Annotated in this window: 12 protein-coding genes; 10 read left to right on the top strand and 2 right to left on the bottom strand. The window is 61.9% G+C overall.

Translation table 11 applies throughout. From position 1 onward, the window contains the following. Positions 1 to 43 precede the first annotated feature (43 nt). The 6 genes from AC1RN6_RS19460 (at position 44) to AC1RN6_RS19435 (ending at position 7743) form a co-directional block, all read left to right on the top strand. Positions 44 to 3589, top strand: coding sequence for a response regulator (locus AC1RN6_RS19460; RefSeq protein ID WP_493007364.1), 3546 nt, complete (start codon positions 44 to 46; stop codon positions 3587 to 3589). Then, positions 3574 to 4431: a CheR family methyltransferase gene (locus AC1RN6_RS19455; RefSeq protein WP_493007072.1), complete on the top strand. Its 858-nt coding sequence runs from the start codon at positions 3574 to 3576 to the stop codon at positions 4429 to 4431. The genes AC1RN6_RS19460 and AC1RN6_RS19455 overlap by 16 nt, the downstream gene beginning before the upstream one ends. Next, positions 4428 to 5030 (top strand): chemotaxis protein CheB, encoded by a 603-nt coding sequence (locus AC1RN6_RS19450; protein ID WP_493007071.1) that lies wholly within the window; start codon positions 4428 to 4430, stop codon positions 5028 to 5030. Before AC1RN6_RS19455 ends, AC1RN6_RS19450 begins: the two co-directional genes overlap by 4 nt. A gap of 19 nt (positions 5031 to 5049) precedes the next feature. Then, positions 5050 to 6225 carry a hybrid sensor histidine kinase/response regulator gene (locus tag AC1RN6_RS19445; RefSeq protein WP_493007070.1) on the top strand — a complete coding sequence of 392 codons (1176 nt, stop codon included), beginning with the start codon at positions 5050 to 5052 and terminating at the stop codon, positions 6223 to 6225. A gap of 24 nt (positions 6226 to 6249) precedes the next feature. Then, a complete protein-coding gene (locus AC1RN6_RS19440; protein WP_493007069.1) occupies positions 6250 to 6687 on the top strand; it encodes a GFA family protein in 438 nt (145 codons plus the stop codon). Positions 6688 to 7035: 348 nt separating this feature from the next. Further along, the gene (locus tag AC1RN6_RS19435; RefSeq protein ID WP_493007068.1) at positions 7036 to 7743 is read left to right on the top strand and encodes an alpha/beta hydrolase; all 708 of its coding nucleotides are present in this window, start codon (positions 7036 to 7038) and stop codon (positions 7741 to 7743) included. 39 nt (positions 7744 to 7782) lie between these two features. Here AC1RN6_RS19435 and AC1RN6_RS19430 read toward each other — a convergent pair whose 3' ends face one another. Beyond that, positions 7783 to 10383, bottom strand: coding sequence for a chemotaxis protein CheW (locus tag AC1RN6_RS19430; protein ID WP_493007067.1), 2601 nt, complete (start codon positions 10381 to 10383; stop codon positions 7783 to 7785). Positions 10384 to 10791: 408 nt separating this feature from the next. Next, positions 10792 to 11688, bottom strand: coding sequence for a LysR family transcriptional regulator (locus AC1RN6_RS19425; RefSeq protein WP_493007066.1), 897 nt, complete (start codon positions 11686 to 11688; stop codon positions 10792 to 10794). 138 nt (positions 11689 to 11826) lie between these two features. Here AC1RN6_RS19425 and speB point away from each other — a divergent pair, with 138 nt between their 5' ends. The 4 genes from speB to AC1RN6_RS19405 are packed head-to-tail and all read left to right on the top strand — an operon-like array spanning position 11827 to position 15999. After that, the gene (gene speB, locus AC1RN6_RS19420) at positions 11827 to 12780 is read left to right on the top strand and encodes an agmatinase (protein WP_493007065.1); all 954 of its coding nucleotides are present in this window, start codon (positions 11827 to 11829) and stop codon (positions 12778 to 12780) included. A gap of 53 nt (positions 12781 to 12833) precedes the next feature. Beyond that, on the top strand, positions 12834 to 14285 hold the full coding sequence (argH, locus tag AC1RN6_RS19415) for an argininosuccinate lyase (protein WP_493007064.1): 1452 nt from the start codon (positions 12834 to 12836) through the stop codon (positions 14283 to 14285). Positions 14286 to 14287: 2 nt separating this feature from the next. Beyond that, positions 14288 to 15199: an amino acid ABC transporter permease gene (locus tag AC1RN6_RS19410; RefSeq protein WP_493007363.1), complete on the top strand. Its 912-nt coding sequence runs from the start codon at positions 14288 to 14290 to the stop codon at positions 15197 to 15199. Then, positions 15196 to 15999 (top strand): amino acid ABC transporter ATP-binding protein, encoded by an 804-nt coding sequence (locus AC1RN6_RS19405; protein ID WP_493007063.1) that lies wholly within the window; start codon positions 15196 to 15198, stop codon positions 15997 to 15999. Before AC1RN6_RS19410 ends, AC1RN6_RS19405 begins: the two co-directional genes overlap by 4 nt. Positions 16000 to 16028: the final 29 nt, after the last annotated feature.

Raw genomic sequence — 16028 nt, 5'->3', positions numbered from 1 at the left:
TGTATTGCCATTTATTACGGAGTTCGCCGTGCCAGGTTCTGCCATGCAAGCTGATGAACGGAAGCCATCGACGCCATCAACGCCATTGACACCATCGGGCCGGGTGCGCAATAAGGGGCCGGTGAGCGGACCGCCGCTGCCGCCGGGACCGCTGGTCGGTTTTGCCGTCGCCATTCTGGCGGTGATCCTGATCGCCTTGTTCTCTTATCGCTCGCTGCAGACGCGCGAGAACACGGCGGCGCTGGTGTCGCACACGATAGAAGTGCGCGAGCAATTGCAACTGCTGGTGTCGGCGCTCAAGGATGCCGAAACCGGCCAGCGCGGTTACTTGCTGACCAATACCGAGAGCTACCTCACGCCTTACATCAATGCGCGCGCTTCTTTGCCGAGCGAGCTGAACAAACTGCGCAATCTGGTCAGCGACAGTCCGGAGCAGTTGCAGCGTCTCGACGCCATCACCTCGCTGGTCAAGGTCAAGATGGATGAACTGGCGGAAAGCATCGATCTGCGCCGCACCAAGGGTAGCGATGCGGCGCTGGAAGTGGTGCGCACCGATCGCGGCAAGCTGGCGATGGATCGCCTGCGTACGCTGGTCGATCGCATGGAAACGCACGAGCGCGATCTGCTCACTGACCGGCAGGCCGAGTGGCGCACTGCCGTCACCTTGTCCAATACCATCACCTGGGGCGGGTCGATTCTGCTATTGGTGCTGATTGCAATTGCCGCGGTAATGACTTCGCGCGACTACCGCGCGCGCGAGTTGCAGGTCTGGATGCGTGCAGGTCAGATCGGCCTGAGCGAACGTCTGCAAGGCGAACAACGGCTGGATGTACTGGGCGCCAACGCGCTGGCCTTTCTGGCGGATTATCTCAACGCACAGGTCGGCGCCATTTATATTCAGGAAGAAGGCGGCGAGTTTCAGCGCTTCGGCGGCTATGCGCTGGCAGCCGACAACCGGCACACCCGCATGCAACCTGGTGACGGCTTGCTGGGTCAGGCGGCCAAGCTGAACCGGTCCATGCATGTGCGCGACGTTCCGAACGGGTATCTGCCGGTGTCGTCCAGTCTGGGCGCATCGACGCCGCTGGAACTGCTCATCGTGCCGGCCAGCGTCGATGGCGGTGTGCAAGCGGTGGTGGAGCTGGGCTTCTTCCGCGCCTTGCATGCCAATGAAGCGAACTTCCTCTCCAATATCGCCGACATGATCGCGGTCGCCGTGCGCTCCTCCAAGGACCGCACCCGTCTTGAAGAGCTGCTGGAAGAAACCCAGCGCCAGGCCGAAGAATTGCAGACCCAGGAAGAAGAGCTGCGCGTCAACAACGAAGAACTGGAAGAGCAGAGCCAGGCGCTCAAGACTTCGCAGTTCCGTCTCGAAACGCAGCAGGCCGAACTGGAAGAAACCAACGCCCAGCTCGAGGAACAGGCGCAACAGCTGGAAGCGCAAAAGGACGATCTGTCCAAGGCCCAGGATGTGCTGCTGGAAAAAGCCGGCGAGCTGGAGCGATCCAATCAGTACAAGAGCGAGTTCCTCGCCAACATGAGCCACGAGCTGCGCACGCCGCTCAACTCGACTCTGATCCTGGCCAAGCTGCTGGCCGACAACAAGGATGGCAACCTGACCGGCGAGCAGGTGCGTTTCGCCCAGACCATTTCTTCGGCAGGCAACGATCTGCTGGCGCTGATCAACGACATCCTTGATCTGTCCAAGATGGAGGCCGGCAAGATCGACATCCTGTCCGAACCGGTGGCGCTGACCAAACTGGCCGACGACATGCAGGCCAGCTTCAGGCCGACCGCGCAGCAAAAGAGCCTGGGCTTCAGAACCATCATCGAAGCCGGCGCGCCGACGCATATCGAAACCGACATCCAGCGTATCGGACAGATTCTTAAAAACCTCTTGTCCAACGCGCTCAAGTTCACCGACAAGGGTGAAGTCACGCTGACCATCTATCCGGTTGCCGCCGGCAAGGTGGCCTTCTCGGTGCGCGACACCGGCATTGGCATTGCGCAGGATCAGCAACACTTCATCTTCGAAGCCTTCCGCCAGGCTGACGGCAGCACGCACCGCAAATACGGCGGCACCGGTTTGGGACTGTCGATTTCGCGTGATCTGGCGCGTCTGCTGGGCGGCGATATTCAGGTGCAGAGCAAGCCCGGGGAAGGCAGCATCTTCACGCTGACCCTGCCGGCCGTGTATTCCGCCGATGCCGTCCAGGCACGTCCCGGTGCGTTGGACGCGCCGGCGTCTTTACAGCAGCCCGGCCAGCCGAACTTTCCATCTGCGCCGAAGACCGCACCGGTATCTTTGCCGACGGCGGTGGCCGAAGCTTCGGCGCGTAGCACGCCCATTTCACAGCAACCGGGCGCCGTCGACGACGACCGCAACCGGCTCGACACCGTCGCGCGCCGCATTCTGGTGATCGAAGATGACATCGCGTTTTCGCTGATTCTGCGCGATCTTGCGCATGAGATGGGGTACCAGTGCATCGTCGTGCATTCCGCCAATGAAGGCGTCGCTGCCGCCGCTCAGTATCACCCCAACGCCATCGTGCTCGACATGAACCTGCCCGATTTCTCCGGGCTCGGCGTACTCGACCAGATCAAGCGCAACCCCGCCACGCGGCATATTCCGGTGCATGTTGTGTCGGTCGCCGACTACTCGCAAGAAGCATTGGAGCGCGGCGCCATCGGCTATGCGCTCAAGCCGGTACAGCGCAAGGAGCTGGTGGACGCCTTCAAGAAGCTGGAAGCCAAGTTCTCGCAAAGCCTGCATCACGTGCTGGTGGTGGAAGACGATGCACGTCAGCGTGAAAGCATCCGCCAGCTGCTGGGCAGCCAGGGCATCAATATCGTTGGCGTCGAAAAGGCCGCCGACGCCCTGGCGCAATTGCAGGCGACGACTTTCGATTGCATGGTCATGGACCTGAACCTGCCCGACCTCAGCGGCTATGAGCTGCTGGAAAAGATGGCGCGGCAGGATGACGTTTCCTTCCCGCCGGTGATCGTCTACACCGGTCGTTCGCTGGACGCGGAAGAAGAACAGCAACTGCGCCGCTTCTCCCGTTCCATCATCATCAAGGATGCACGGTCGCCGGAGCGTCTGCTGGATGAGGTTACCTTGTTCTTGCACCAGGTCGAAACCACACTGCCGGTGGAAAGCCAGCGCCTGCTCAAGGTGGCGCGCGATCGTGAGACCGTGTTCGAAGGCCGCCGCATCCTGGTGGTGGAAGACGACGTACGCAACATTTTTGCGTTGTCGAGCGTGCTGGAACCGAAAGGCATGAAAATCGAAATCGCCCGCAACGGCATCGAAGCGCTGGCCGCGCTGGAGCGCAGCCAGGCCGCATCGGGTGCGGCCATCGACCTCGTGCTGATGGACATCATGATGCCGGAGATGGATGGCATGACCGCCATGCGTGAAATCCGCAAGCGCGCCGAATGGAAAAAGCTGCCGATCATTGCGCTGACCGCCAAAGCCATGAAGGACGATCAGGAAAAATGTCTGGCTGCCGGCGCCAACGATTACATCGCCAAGCCGCTCGATGTTGAAAAGCTGTTGTCACTGGTACGCGTATGGATGCCCAAGTAAAGAACAGAACGCGCCCGCAGGCCAACCATTTCGATATAGAAATGCAGTTGTTGCTGGATGCGATCTATCTCAGATATCACTGCGATTTTCGCGGCTATGCCGGCGCCTCGATGAAGCGCCGGTTGATGACGGCGATGAATCGTTTTCATTGCGAGACCTTGTCGCAGCTGCAGGACAAGGTGCTGCACGAACCGGAAGTGTTTCCGGCGCTGATGGATTACCTGACGGTGCAGGTCAGCGAGATGTTCCGTGATCCGGGCTATTTCCTGTCGCTGCGTGAGAAGGTGATTCCCTTGCTGCGGACTTATCCGTCGCTCAAAATCTGGGTGGCTGGCTGCAGCGCCGGCGAAGAAGTGTATTCGCTTGCCATCCTGCTGCGCGAAGAGGGTTTGCTGGAACGTACGCTGATCTATGCCACCGACATCAATCCGACAGCGCTGAAAAAAGCCGAGTCCGGCGTCTACAGTCTGGATCGCATCGCCGGTTTCACCAGCAACCACCAGAAGAGCGGCGCCAAGAGTTCATTGTCGGACTACTACACCGCCGGTTACGGCCGCGCCGTATTCGACAAGACGCTGCGCCAGCACATCGTGTTCTCCGACCACAGCCTGGCGACCGACAGCGTGTTTGCGGAAATGCACCTGGTGTCCTGCCGCAATGTGCTGATCTATTTCAATCGCCAGTTGCAGGAGCGTGCGCTGGGTTTGTTTCGCGAGTCGCTGTGCCGCAAAGGATTTCTTGGCCTGGGTGCAAAAGAGTCGCTGCGTTTTTCCAGCCACGCCGACGCCTTTGACGAGATCGTGCGCGAAGACCGCATTTTTCAGAAGAAGAACCCGGTATGAACGTCGTGACCAAATTTGAGCGCCGCATCGCCGCCATTGTGATCGGCGCCTCGGCCGGCGGCGTGGACGCGTTGTCGACGCTGCTGCCGGCCTTGCCGCGCGGTGCTGCGGCGGCCACTTTTGTGGTGCTGCATCTGCCGCGCGAACGGCCCAGCCTGCTGGTCGACATCTTCACGCCCAAATGCACCCAGCCGGTGCGTGAGGCGCAGGACAAGGAGCCGGTCGAGGCGGGGACGATCTATTTCGCGCCGCCGGATTATCATCTGCTGGTCGACGACGGTCCGCAGTTGGCTTTGTCTGGCGATGAGCCGGTCAATTTTTCGCGGCCGGCCATCGACGTGCTGTTCGAGTCGGCGGCGGACCAGTACGGCGACGGCCTGCTCGGCATCATTCTCACCGGCGCCAACCATGACGGCGCCGCCGGCCTGCAGGCGGTGCGCCGGGCCGGCGGCATGACCATCGTGCAACAGCCCGAAGATGCACAGGCGCCGTACATGCCTGAACTGGCTTTGCAACAGGGCGCTGTCGATGCGACCATGACGCTGCAACAGATTGCAGCGCTGTTGGCAACCCTGCCTCGCGGAGAGAAAAATGTATAAAACAAAAGAGGACGATAATATGTTGCCCCGCGTGAAATTCCTGCTCGTCGATGATCTCGACGAAAACCTGCTGGCGTTATCGGCCCTGCTCAGGCGCGACGATGTCGAACTGCTGCAGGCGCGCTCCGGCTTCGAAGCTCTCGAATACCTGCTGGCGCACGATGTGGCGCTGGCCTTCATCGACGTGCAGATGCCCGACATGGACGGTTTCGAGCTGGCCGAACTGATTCGCGGCAGCGAGCGTACGCGCCACGTGCCGCTGATCTTTGTCACCGCCGGCGTGCGCGACGAACGCCGCCTGTTCAAGGGCTACGAAAGCGGCGCAGTCGATTTCCTGTACAAACCGATCGAACCGCACATCCTGCGCAACAAGGCTGAAGTGTTCTTCCAGCTGTACCGCCAGAAGCAGCAGCTCGCGCTGGAACTGCGCGAGCGTACCGAGACCCTGCGTCTCAACGAAATGTTCGTCGCCATTCTCGGCCACGATCTGCGCAATCCGCTGGGCGCCATCCTGACTGCAGCGACCCTGTTGCAACGCTCGCTGAAGGAAGAGATCAACCAGAAAGCCACGGCACAGATCGTCAACAGCGGCAAACGCATGGGCCGCCTGATCGACGACATGCTCGACCTCGCGCGGGCACGTCTGGCCGGCGGCATCGCGCTGGTGCGCACTGCCGCGCGGCTCGATGACGTCGTCCAGCGCGTGGTGCAGGAATATCAGGCGGGCTTCCCGCATTGCCGTATCGATGTGCGTGTCGAAGGCGATGCTGCCGGCGAGTGGGACGCCGACCGGCTGGCGCAAGTCGCCGCCAATCTGATCGGCAACGCCGGCCGCCACGGCGATGCCGCCGAGCCGGTGCGCGTGCATATCGACGGCACCCGCGGCGACACCGTGGTGTTCTCGGTCGCCAACGCCGGCATCATTCCGCCGGCGATCTTGCCCGACATCTTCAATCCCTTCCGTGGTGGGCACCGTCGAGAAGGACACGGCGACGGCCTCGGTCTCGGCTTGTATATCGTCGAGCAGATCGTCACCGCCCACCGCGGCGAGATCGGCGTGCAGTCCGCAGACAGGCATACGGTCTTCACCGTGACGATTCCACGCAAGGTGGAAGAGAGCGGCAGCACGGTCTATGGCGGCTGGGCGGAAACCGGCGGCGAGACCCACGACAGCGGCTGGCAGTCGCTGAACTAGGACGTTTTTCATCAGGGGAATCTCATGACTGCTCCCAATGAAAATTCCCCGCGCATGCTCACCGGCAAGTGCCTGTGCGGCGCGGTGCACTATGCGGTGGAAGACAGCTTTCAGTACGCGCTGAATTGCCACTGCTCCAACTGCCGCCGCGCCACCGGCTCGGCCTTCAAGCCTTTCGGCGGCATCGAAGCGCACAAGTTGCGCATCACCGCCGGCGAAGAACACCTGCATCGCTTCGGCGGCGACGGCATTCCACAACAACATGAGGCGCACGACGCCCATTGCGGCAAGTGCGGCTCCCTGCTGTACTCGCTGGTGCGCGACGGCGCTTACGTGCATGTCACGCTCGGCACCCTGGTCGACACGCCGTCTGTCCGGCCGACAGCGCACATCTTCGCCGGCTCCAAGGCGCCGTGGTTCACCATCACGGATCAGTTGCCGCAGTACGAAGAATTCAACTGAGTCAACCTCGCTTGGTTGCTGTCCGCGATTGCGGATCTGCGTCGGCTATTCTGGCACCGATCACGAAGGCGCTTATAAAAGAGATCCACGACGCTGGTTCACTGTCTGGGTCGTCACCAAAATTGTCCAGCAAGTCCATCCCCATCTACGATTTGAAGATGCACTGGCACCGGCACTTCCACAGGATCTCAAGATCGTCCGGCTGCGCTCGGCGGTGACCAGGCTGTTTGCCGGCGACCAGGTGGGGCGTCGATTGTCACGGATAACAAGACAAATCGTCGCATTGGCCAGTATTTATTTTCAGCAGTGATCCCGCTAGAGTGACCCCACATTCATCACAGGATCATCATGAACGCCTCCTCCAGCAGTTCCGAAGGCTACGGCCTGCCTCTGCATCATCTGGTGCGCCGTCCGGCTGCCGGCGCTATTGCCGTCGAGGGGAGTAATGCTTGCCTGTTGCTGTTGCACGGCGTCGGTTCGAACGAAAACAGTCTTGCCGCTTTTGCGCAGGCGCAGGATCCGCGCCTGACCGTGATCCTGCCGCGCGGACCGCTGGCCTTCGGGCCCAATCAGCATGGCTGGTTCAACGTCAGCTTCACGGCCGCCGGTCCGGTGATCGACCCGGTGCAGGCGGAGGCGTCGCGCGCCATGCTGGTGTCGTTCATCGAGGGCTTGCCGGCAGCGTATGGCATCGCATCGGACAAAGTCTGGATCGCCGGCTTCAGCCAGGGCGGCATCATGAGCGCCGGCGTTGGCCTGACGCGGCCGGACAAGGCGGCGGGTTTCGGTATCCTGAGCGGACGCATCCTGCCCGAGATCGCACCGCTGATCGCCGGCGCCGATGCCTTGAGAAAGAGCAGCGCCTACGTCTCGCACGGCGTGCAGGACAACAAGCTGACGGTCGAATACGCACGCAATGCGCGCCGCCTGCTTATTGAACATCAGGTCCCGACGGCTTATCGCGAATACACCGCCGGCCATGAACTCAATGCCGAGATGCAGGGCGACTTCATCGCCTGGATGACGCAGCAGCTGGATGCCGCATCAGGTTATTGATGACGACGCTCGCAATTGCAGCAGCAGTTGCAGCTGCATTTACAGGACATCGCTGACGACGATTTTCTTGGCGCCGGCGGAGGCCTCGAAAGTGAATTCCGCAACATTGCCGCCGAACACATTGCGCACGATGCTTTCGATGTCGACCACCTGCACCATCTGCCCCGGGTTGGCGGTACGGATGATGTTGCAGACGTAGCTGGCGCGGTTGCTGAACATCGGCAGCGGCGGGTCGATCTGTGCCGCGCCGAATTCCATGACGTTGTGCAGATCGTCGACCAGCAGCCCGAGGGTATGGCGGCCGTGGCGCACCACGACGATTTCCCTGGCGGCGTCCAGCTTCGGCGCGCCGGGATGCAGCAGTTGCCGCATGTCGATCACCGGCACGAAGGACGAGGCGCTGCCGCTGTTGTCCTGATAATTCAGTACGCCGGCGATGACCGGCTTCAGGGTCGATGCGGTCAGCATGCGTTCGACTTCCAGCGATTCGACCACGCTCGAGGCGGGCATTGCAAAGATGTCGCCGTCGATCAGGATGGTGGCGTATTCGCGCGCGCTGCCGCTGTGTGGCGCGACTTCCAGCCTGGCCGCATCGGTTTGTGCGGCTGCTGCAGCATCATCCTGCGCGCCGATCGGTACGAACACCATGGCGATGACGTCATTGCTGTAGTTGTCCGCGTTTTTGAATTCGCGATAGCCGAATGAGGCGGTGTGGCCGACCACCATGTATTGTCCGTCGTGGATGCGGATGGCGGCCGAGCTGATGCCGTTGCCGGCTGCCATGGCGTCGGCGTCCGGGCGCAGCACGCTGCCGGGCGGATAACCGGCATGCGTGGAAGAGATGACGTGGCCGCTGCGGTCGGTGTAGACCGCGAAGGCCTGGTCCTGCTCCGGCAGCGATGCCGACAGCATGTTGCGGAATTCCGGTTCGGCGTCGAACACGATGCCGATTCCGCCGACCGCCTGTCCGGCGTGGTCCGGATGAAAGATCGCGGCGCAATACACATAGGTCGGGCGGTCGCCGTACAGCCAGGTCGGCTCGAACGGCGAGACGCAATAAGCCTGGCTGTCGGCCAGTTGCAGCGTCTTGCGCACCAGATAGTCGTCCATGCTGCGGCCGACGATGCCGGGGCCGTCACCGTGAAGGTCGGACGCCGCAATGATGGCGCCGCCGGCGTCGAATACCACCAGTCTGGCGTAAGCGGTATAGAGCGCGTTGATCGATGCCAGGATCTGTGCAATGCGTGCGCGCTCCGGTTCGCCGCGCCGGTGATCCGCGACGATGCGGCGGATGTCGGGCGTGAGCGCCCACCAGCGGCAGTCGTTGGCGCGTTCGTACAGGTTGCGGTCCATGATGTCGATCATCAGGCGCGAGATGAACTGCATGTCCTGCAGGCTGGACGAGACGACGGTGCCGTAAAGGTCCTGAATCGATTCCCTGAAAATGCTGTTGGTCTCGTCGCCGGTCTGGCTGATTTCCTGCAGGATCGCTTTGAGGCGCAGCAGATCGCGGTCTTCGCCGGCGGACATGATCTTGCCGTTCCACACCACGCGCCGCAGCGAATGATTGATCGATTCGGCCATGATGGTGACGTCGTGCAGCGGCGGACAAAATGATTTGGCATGCGACATCACGCCGTTGAGCATGGCCGCGTCATAGCCGGAGAGCACATCCGTGTTCTGCTGGCGGAAGGCGGCTTCGCACGGGATCATGACGTGGCCGTACCAGCCGGGGCCGCCGTAGCCCTGGTAGTCGCGCGCTGCACAGGTGCGGGCCAGATATTCGCGGCCGGCGTAGACCACGATCTGGTAGTCGCCTTCGAGCGCCAGCGGCACGGTGCTGCCGGCAGGGATATGTTCAGCGTCGCTGCTGGCGATCACGCAGCCGGCGTCGTCGAGCATGAGCATCACTGAGCGGTCGGCGGCTTTGCGCAGGCCGCTGAAGACGTCCTTCATTTCCACCGCTATCGGAAAGCACAGGCACAGTACGCCGATGGCTTCATCGTTCGCCGGATCGACGATCTTGTGCGAATAGATCAGTGCGCGTTCGCCGCTGTCGCGTAGGTCGGAGTGCGCGAAGGTTTCGACGTAGCGGCCGGACTTCAGCGTCTGCGCGATCAGCGGATCGAAAGAACGCGTCACCTCGTTGTTGCCGTCGAGGTTGGCCAGCACCCGGCCTTCGGTATCGAGGATCAGAATCTCGTCGTAGACGGTGTACTTGTCGCGATAGGCGCGCAGCCGCGCCACCATGTTGCCGGTGTCATCCTGATCGCGTTGATGATTAAGAATGAACGTGCGGATGGCGTCGTCCATCGCCAGGAAGCCGACATCGGCGGTGCGTTCGAACAGGTTGCGCACCACGATGTCGATGACGACCTGCGCCTTGAAGTCGATCTCCTGGACCGATTTGGCGATGTTCTGCCGGACCAGGTTGGCGATGAGGCGCTGCTCCAGATTATTGAAGCCTTCGCGCGTGACCTTCATGGTCGGCAGGATGCTCTTGGCTTCCACCGGGCAGACCATCTTTGCGGTCGATTCGATCAGGCGCCAGGCGAAGTTGAGTTCGCGCAGCGAACGTTCGCACAATGCCACATCCGGCATGTAGCGCAGGAACTCTGCGGTCGGTAATGTCTGTTCCATAAGACCTCAAGAATGAGTTGCACACGGCAATGCAATTGCCGCCGGCCGTCGCCATGCGCGACGCCGTGTCCATGTCTCCCGCAATCTGCCCGCCAGGCCGCGCCTGTTCCCTTGTTGCGTTTTTCAGAGGTCTTGTTTTCTGCCTGCCACAAAGATTGTGGCAGAGAAATCTTTCGCTGCTTACCCGCCTGTCTCATTTTGTAAAGAAAATGTGCGGTTTTCTTGCGTGCGCGAGAGATATATTGATGAAACGACATTGTCGCCCAGGCATGCCGGCCGGGATCGTTATCCGAAGAAGAGGGGAGTGGTATGGGCCGCCGCCGGCGCCCGCCCGCTTCACGCCGTGGCTGCCGCCGGCGCGCAGGAACGCGGCGCTCTCGTCCGATCAGGTCCGGCGCGTGAAGCGGACTACAGCTGCACCGACTTCAGATCTTCCAGAAACGCCGCGACGATGGGTTCGTTCGCATTGGCGCGGTTGGTCACTACGCTGATGCCGACTTCGTATGACAGCTCGGTGCGGTTGAGCGCTTTCATGGCGCCGCGCGCGACGTGTTCGCGGCCCATTTCTTCCGGCAGGTAGCCGAGGTGCTGGCCTGACAGGATCAGGATCGACATGGCCTCCATGTTGCCGGTCATGGCCATGATGTTGCGGCGGTGGATCGGCACATGGCCGGGCGGCACCGGATAGTCGCGCCAGGCCCAGGCATAGCCGGCGGCTTCTTCCGGATCGATTTCTTCTTCCTTGTAAAACAGCGGATGCGGCGGCGCGCAGTAGGCGACCTGGCGCTCCAGCATCAACTGCGTGTATTGCAGCGCCGTCACGCGCCGCCAGAAATAACCGATCGCCACCTGGATGCTGCCGTTGATCAGCATCTCTTCCAGTTCGCTCGGCGTGCGTACCACGATGTCGAGGCGCACCGCCTCATCGCGCTGGCGAAAGCGGCGGATGACTTCCGACAGGCGCGTGTTCTGATGCGTCGGCGTGTGGCCGATCAGACCGATGCTGAGCCGCCCGACCAGCTTCTTGTCGAGATTGCGCGCTTCCATGCCGAACTCGGCCAGCGCCTCGATCATGCGGCGCGCCGAATCGGCAAATTTTTCCCCCTTCGCGGTCAGCCGGAAACCGGCGCGGCCGCGTTCGCACAGGCGATAGCCGAGTCGCGTCTCCAGTGCGCTCAACTGGGCGCTGATGGTGGACTGGCCGACGTTGAGCTTGGATTGCGCAGCCGACACGCCGTGGGCGTCGACCACCGTCAGGAACACCCGGATCAGGCGGATATCCAGATCGAATACGTTGTTGAGCATGGGCCGCCATCAAGAAGGAAAGGCCTCAGTCTATACATCGATGCCAATCGATGCAAACGTCGCGAGATACGCATATTTGTTTGCAAAGTCCATCGCTACAATGGGTAAAACCACTTCCATTTACAAGGACGCATATCGATGGAACATGCACTGTATCAGCCCATGGGCGGCAATGTGATGCCCCGTTTTGGGGGGATTGCCACCATGATGCGGCTGCCGTATGTCGAAAATCCGGCCGGCCTGGATGTCGGATTCGTCGGCGTGCCGCTGGATCTCGGCACCTCCAACCGTTCCGGCACGCGTTTCGGCCCACGCCAGATCCGCACTGAATCGGTGCTGCTGCGTCCCTACAACATGGCCACGCGCGCCGCGCCCTTCGATTCGCTCAAGGTCGCCGATATCGGCGATGTCGCACTCAATCCTTACAGCCTGCTCGACTCGGTGCGCATGATCGAGGAAGCCTACGACCGTATTTACGCCACCGGCTGCAAAACCATCAGCATGGGCGGCGACCACACCATGACCCTGCCCATCCTGCGCGCGATCCACAAGCAATACGGCAAGGTCGGCCTGATCCACGTCGATGCCCATGCCGACGTCAACGACACCATGAACGGCGAAAAGATTGCCCACGGCACACCATTTCGCCGCGCCTTTGAAGAAGGCCTGCTGGATCCGCAGCGCGTGGTCCAGATCGGCCTGCGCGGCACCGGCTATCACGCCGACGATTTCGACTGGTGCCGGGCTCAGGGTTTCCGCGTGGTGCAGGCAGAAGAATGCTGGAACAAGTCGCTGGCGCCGCTGATGGCGGAAGTGCGCGCGCAGATGGGCGACGGCCCGGTCTACCTGACCTTCGACATCGACGGCCTCGACCCGGCCTTTGCGCCCGGCACCGGCACGCCGGAAATCGGCGGCCTGACCGTGCAGCAAGGCATGGAGATCATCCGCGGCGCCAAAGGCCTGAATATTGCTTCCGCCGATATCGTCGAAGTCTCGCCGCCGTACGACCAGGCCGGCACCACGGCGCTGGTGGCGGCCAATCTGGCGTATGAAATGTTGTGCGTGTTTCCCGGCGTGAAGTATCGGGCCTGATGCTTTGCGCGTCATATCAGTATTGTTAAAACGAAATCGAAGGATGGCATTCCATGAGTGAAACCCGGTTGTGGGGCGCGCGTTTCCGCTCCGCCCCTGACGAAGCCCTGATGAACCTGTCGCGCGGCGGCATGGCGCATTTCCGGCTGACGCATTTCGACATCGTGTCGTCGCAGGCGCACGCGCGCGAGTTGCTGCGCGCCAGGCTGCTGACTGAGGACGAATGCAGCGCCATCGTCGGCAAGCTCGGCGAACTCGGCGCCGCCTTTGCGCGCGGCGAGATCACGCCATCGCCCGCCGATGAAGACGTGCACACCTTCATGGAACGCATCCTCGTGGCCGCACTCGGCGACACCGGCGCCAAGCTGCGCGCGGGACGTTCGCGCAACGACCAGGCGGCCAACAATCTCAAGCTCTACCTGCGCGCCGAGAGCCGCGCCATCGGCGACCTGTTGCTCGACTTGCAGGATGCTCTGATGGGACAAGCCGGCCAGCATCTGCAAACGCTGGCGCCGGGCTTCACGCATTTGCAGGCGGCGCAGCCCATCGTGTTTGCGCATCAGCTGCTGGCGCATGCCCAGACCTTCAGCCGCGACATGTCGCGCTTCATTGACTGGGATCGCCGCAGTGCGCGCTCGCCGCTGGGCGCGGCCGCCATGGCCGGTTCGGCGATCGCCTTGCACGCCGAGTTGTCCGCGGCCGATCTGGGCTACGATGCGCCGTGCGAAAACTCCATCGACGCCGTCGGCAGCCGCGACCATGTCGCCGAATTTCTGTTCGTCGCTTCCATGCTGGGCGTACACCTGTCGCGCCTGTCGGAAGAAATCACGCTGTGGGCGTCGCGCCAGTTCCAGTGGATCGATCTGGACGACAGCTTTTCCACCGGCAGCTCGATCATGCCGCAGAAGAAAAATCCCGACATCGCCGAACTCACGCGCGGCCGCGCGGCGCGTCTGATCGGCATGCTGACCACCATGCTGGTGGCGCTGAAGGGTTTGCCGTTTTCCTATAACCGCGATCTGGCGGAAGACAAGTTCGCCGCCTTTGAAGCGGTCGATGTGCTGCACAAAGTCTTGCCCGCGATGGCCGGCATGATCCGCACCATGCGCGTCAATACTGCGAAGCTGCGCCGCGATGCTACGCAGGGCTTCACCCTGGCGACTGAAGTGGCCGACTGGCTGGCGCGCCGCGGCGTGCCGTTTTCCGCTGCGCATGAAATCACCGGCGCGATGGTCAAGCTGTGCGAAGACAAACAGGTCGAACTGCACGAACTGAGCGACGCCGAGATGAGCGCCGTCAGTCCGTACCTGCTGCCGGAAGTACGCAGCGTGCTCACGCCGGAAGCCGCCGTCAACGCCCGCAGCGGCTACGGCGGCACCGCGCCGGCCCAGGTGGCCGCGCAATTGCAGCGGCTGCAACAGACCGTCGCCGGCCAGCGCGCATGGTGCGGCAATGAAGCCGGACCGACGGGCTCTTCGGAATTATCCAGTGCAGGTGCCTCATGACGATGCCGTCTTCTTCAACGACCTCCGCAAACTCACCGTTCGCCATCGATCACCTGAAGATCGTGCCGCGCCGTTTCTACGGACGCTGGCTGTCGGCGGCGCTGATCCTGCTGGTGTTCGCCTTCATCGTCAACGCCTTCGCGCACGGCCAGATCGAATGGAAGATCGTCGCGCAGTTCATGACCGCCAAGGTCATCATGCACGGGCTGCTCAATACCATCCTGATGACTATCTACGCGATGACCATCGGCATTGTGCTGGGTGTGATTTTCGCCGTGATGGTGATGTCGCCCAATCCCATGCTCAAGGCCATCGCCGGTTTTTATATCTGGTTCTTCCGCGGCACGCCGCTGCTGCTGCAGATGCTGCTGTGGTTCAACCTGGCGCTGGTGTTTCCGACGATGGGCATTCCCGGTCTGTTCGAAGCACGCACGGTGGATCTGATCACGCCCTTCATCGCCAGCCTGCTGGGCCTGGGCATCGGGCAGGGCGCTTACACCGCCGAAGTGGTGCGCGGCGGCATCCTGTCGGTCGACAACGGCCAGACCGAAGCCGCCAAGGCCATCGGCATGACGCGCCTGACCGCGCTGCGCCGGATCATCCTGCCGCAATCGATGCGCGTGATCATTCCGCCCATCGGCAACGAAGTCATCAGCATGGTCAAGCTGACTTCGGTGGCCAGCGTGATCCAGTTTTCGGAGATCCTGCACAACGCCCAGACCATCTACTTCGCCAACGCGCGCGTGATCGAGCTGCTGATCGTGGCGACGGTCTGGTACCTGGCGGTGGTGACGGTGTTTTCCATCGGCCAGCATTTTCTGGAAAAAGCGTTCGCGCGCAATCAGCGCAAGGTGGCAAAGACCGTAAAGCTGAAAGCGGCGCCCGTCGCGGTCATCGAAGGAGCGCAATCATGAGTGTAGCCATGAGCGCCGTCCTGCAAGCGCAAACCGCCATGCCGATGGTAGTCGCGCACGATGTTCAGAAATACTACGGCAGCTACCACGCTCTCAAGGGCATTTCGATGGAAGTTGCGAGCGGCGAAGTGATGTGTATCGTCGGGCCGTCGGGTTCCGGCAAGAGCACCTTCCTGCGCTGTATCAATCAGCTGGAGCGCACCGACGGCGGGGCAATCTGGCTCGGCGGCGAACTGTGCGGTTATCGCCGCAAGGGCGACGAACTGCGCGAACTCAGCGACAGCGAGATCGCGCGTCAGCGGCTGGCCAGCGGCATGGTGTTCCAGCGCTTCAATCTGTTCGGCCACATGACCGCTTTGCAAAACATCATGGAAGGCCCGGTCGTCGTCCAGCAGCGCAAGCGCGCCGAGGTGCGCGACGAGGCCGAAGCCCTGCTTGAGCGCGTCGGCCTGGCCGGCAAGTCCGGCGCCTATCCGGGCGAATTGTCGGGCGGCCAGCAGCAGCGCGTGGCGATTGCGCGCGCGCTGGCGATGCGGCCCAAGCTAATGCTGTTCGACGAGCCGACTTCCGCGCTCGATCCGGAACTGGTCGGCGAAGTGCTGGGTGTGATGAAAGATCTCGCGCTGTCCGGCATGACCATGATCGTAGTCACGCACGAGCTCGGGTTTGCACGTGAAGTGTCGGATCGCGTGGTCTTCATGGACCAGGGCCAGGTGCTGGAATGCGGCACGCCGGCTGAAGTCCTGACGCGTCCGCAGCATGCGCGCACCAGGGAATTTATTGCAGCGATTTTGAGCTGATCTTGAAGTGAAATTTTTAAGGGGAATCA

It is taken from the genome of Herbaspirillum sp. GW822-FHT03A08, from assembly GCF_058801885.1.
The sequence above is the reverse complement of the archived record's forward strand: the minus strand, read 5'-3'. Positions and strand labels throughout refer to the sequence as shown.

Excerpts from the sequence above, each read along its gene's own strand:
- AC1RN6_RS19405 (WP_493007063.1), top strand. The coding sequence starts at position 15,196 with ATGAGTGTAGCCATGAGCGCCGTCCTGCAAGCGCAAACCGCCATGCCG.
- AC1RN6_RS19445 (WP_493007070.1), top strand. The coding sequence starts at position 5,050 with ATGTTGCCCCGCGTGAAATTCCTGCTCGTCGATGATCTCGACGAAAAC.
- argH (WP_493007064.1), top strand. The coding sequence starts at position 12,834 with ATGAGTGAAACCCGGTTGTGGGGCGCGCGTTTCCGCTCCGCCCCTGAC.
- AC1RN6_RS19435 (WP_493007068.1), top strand. The coding sequence starts at position 7,036 with ATGAACGCCTCCTCCAGCAGTTCCGAAGGCTACGGCCTGCCTCTGCAT.
- AC1RN6_RS19410 (WP_493007363.1), top strand. The coding sequence starts at position 14,288 with ATGCCGTCTTCTTCAACGACCTCCGCAAACTCACCGTTCGCCATCGAT.
- AC1RN6_RS19425 (WP_493007066.1), bottom strand. The coding sequence starts at position 11,688 with ATGCTCAACAACGTATTCGATCTGGATATCCGCCTGATCCGGGTGTTC.
- AC1RN6_RS19460 (WP_493007364.1), top strand. The coding sequence starts at position 44 with ATGCAAGCTGATGAACGGAAGCCATCGACGCCATCAACGCCATTGACA.
- speB (WP_493007065.1), top strand. The coding sequence starts at position 11,827 with ATGGAACATGCACTGTATCAGCCCATGGGCGGCAATGTGATGCCCCGT.
- AC1RN6_RS19455 (WP_493007072.1), top strand. The coding sequence starts at position 3,574 with ATGGATGCCCAAGTAAAGAACAGAACGCGCCCGCAGGCCAACCATTTC.
- AC1RN6_RS19450 (WP_493007071.1), top strand. The coding sequence starts at position 4,428 with ATGAACGTCGTGACCAAATTTGAGCGCCGCATCGCCGCCATTGTGATC.
- AC1RN6_RS19440 (WP_493007069.1), top strand. The coding sequence starts at position 6,250 with ATGACTGCTCCCAATGAAAATTCCCCGCGCATGCTCACCGGCAAGTGC.
- AC1RN6_RS19430 (WP_493007067.1), bottom strand. The coding sequence starts at position 10,383 with ATGGAACAGACATTACCGACCGCAGAGTTCCTGCGCTACATGCCGGAT.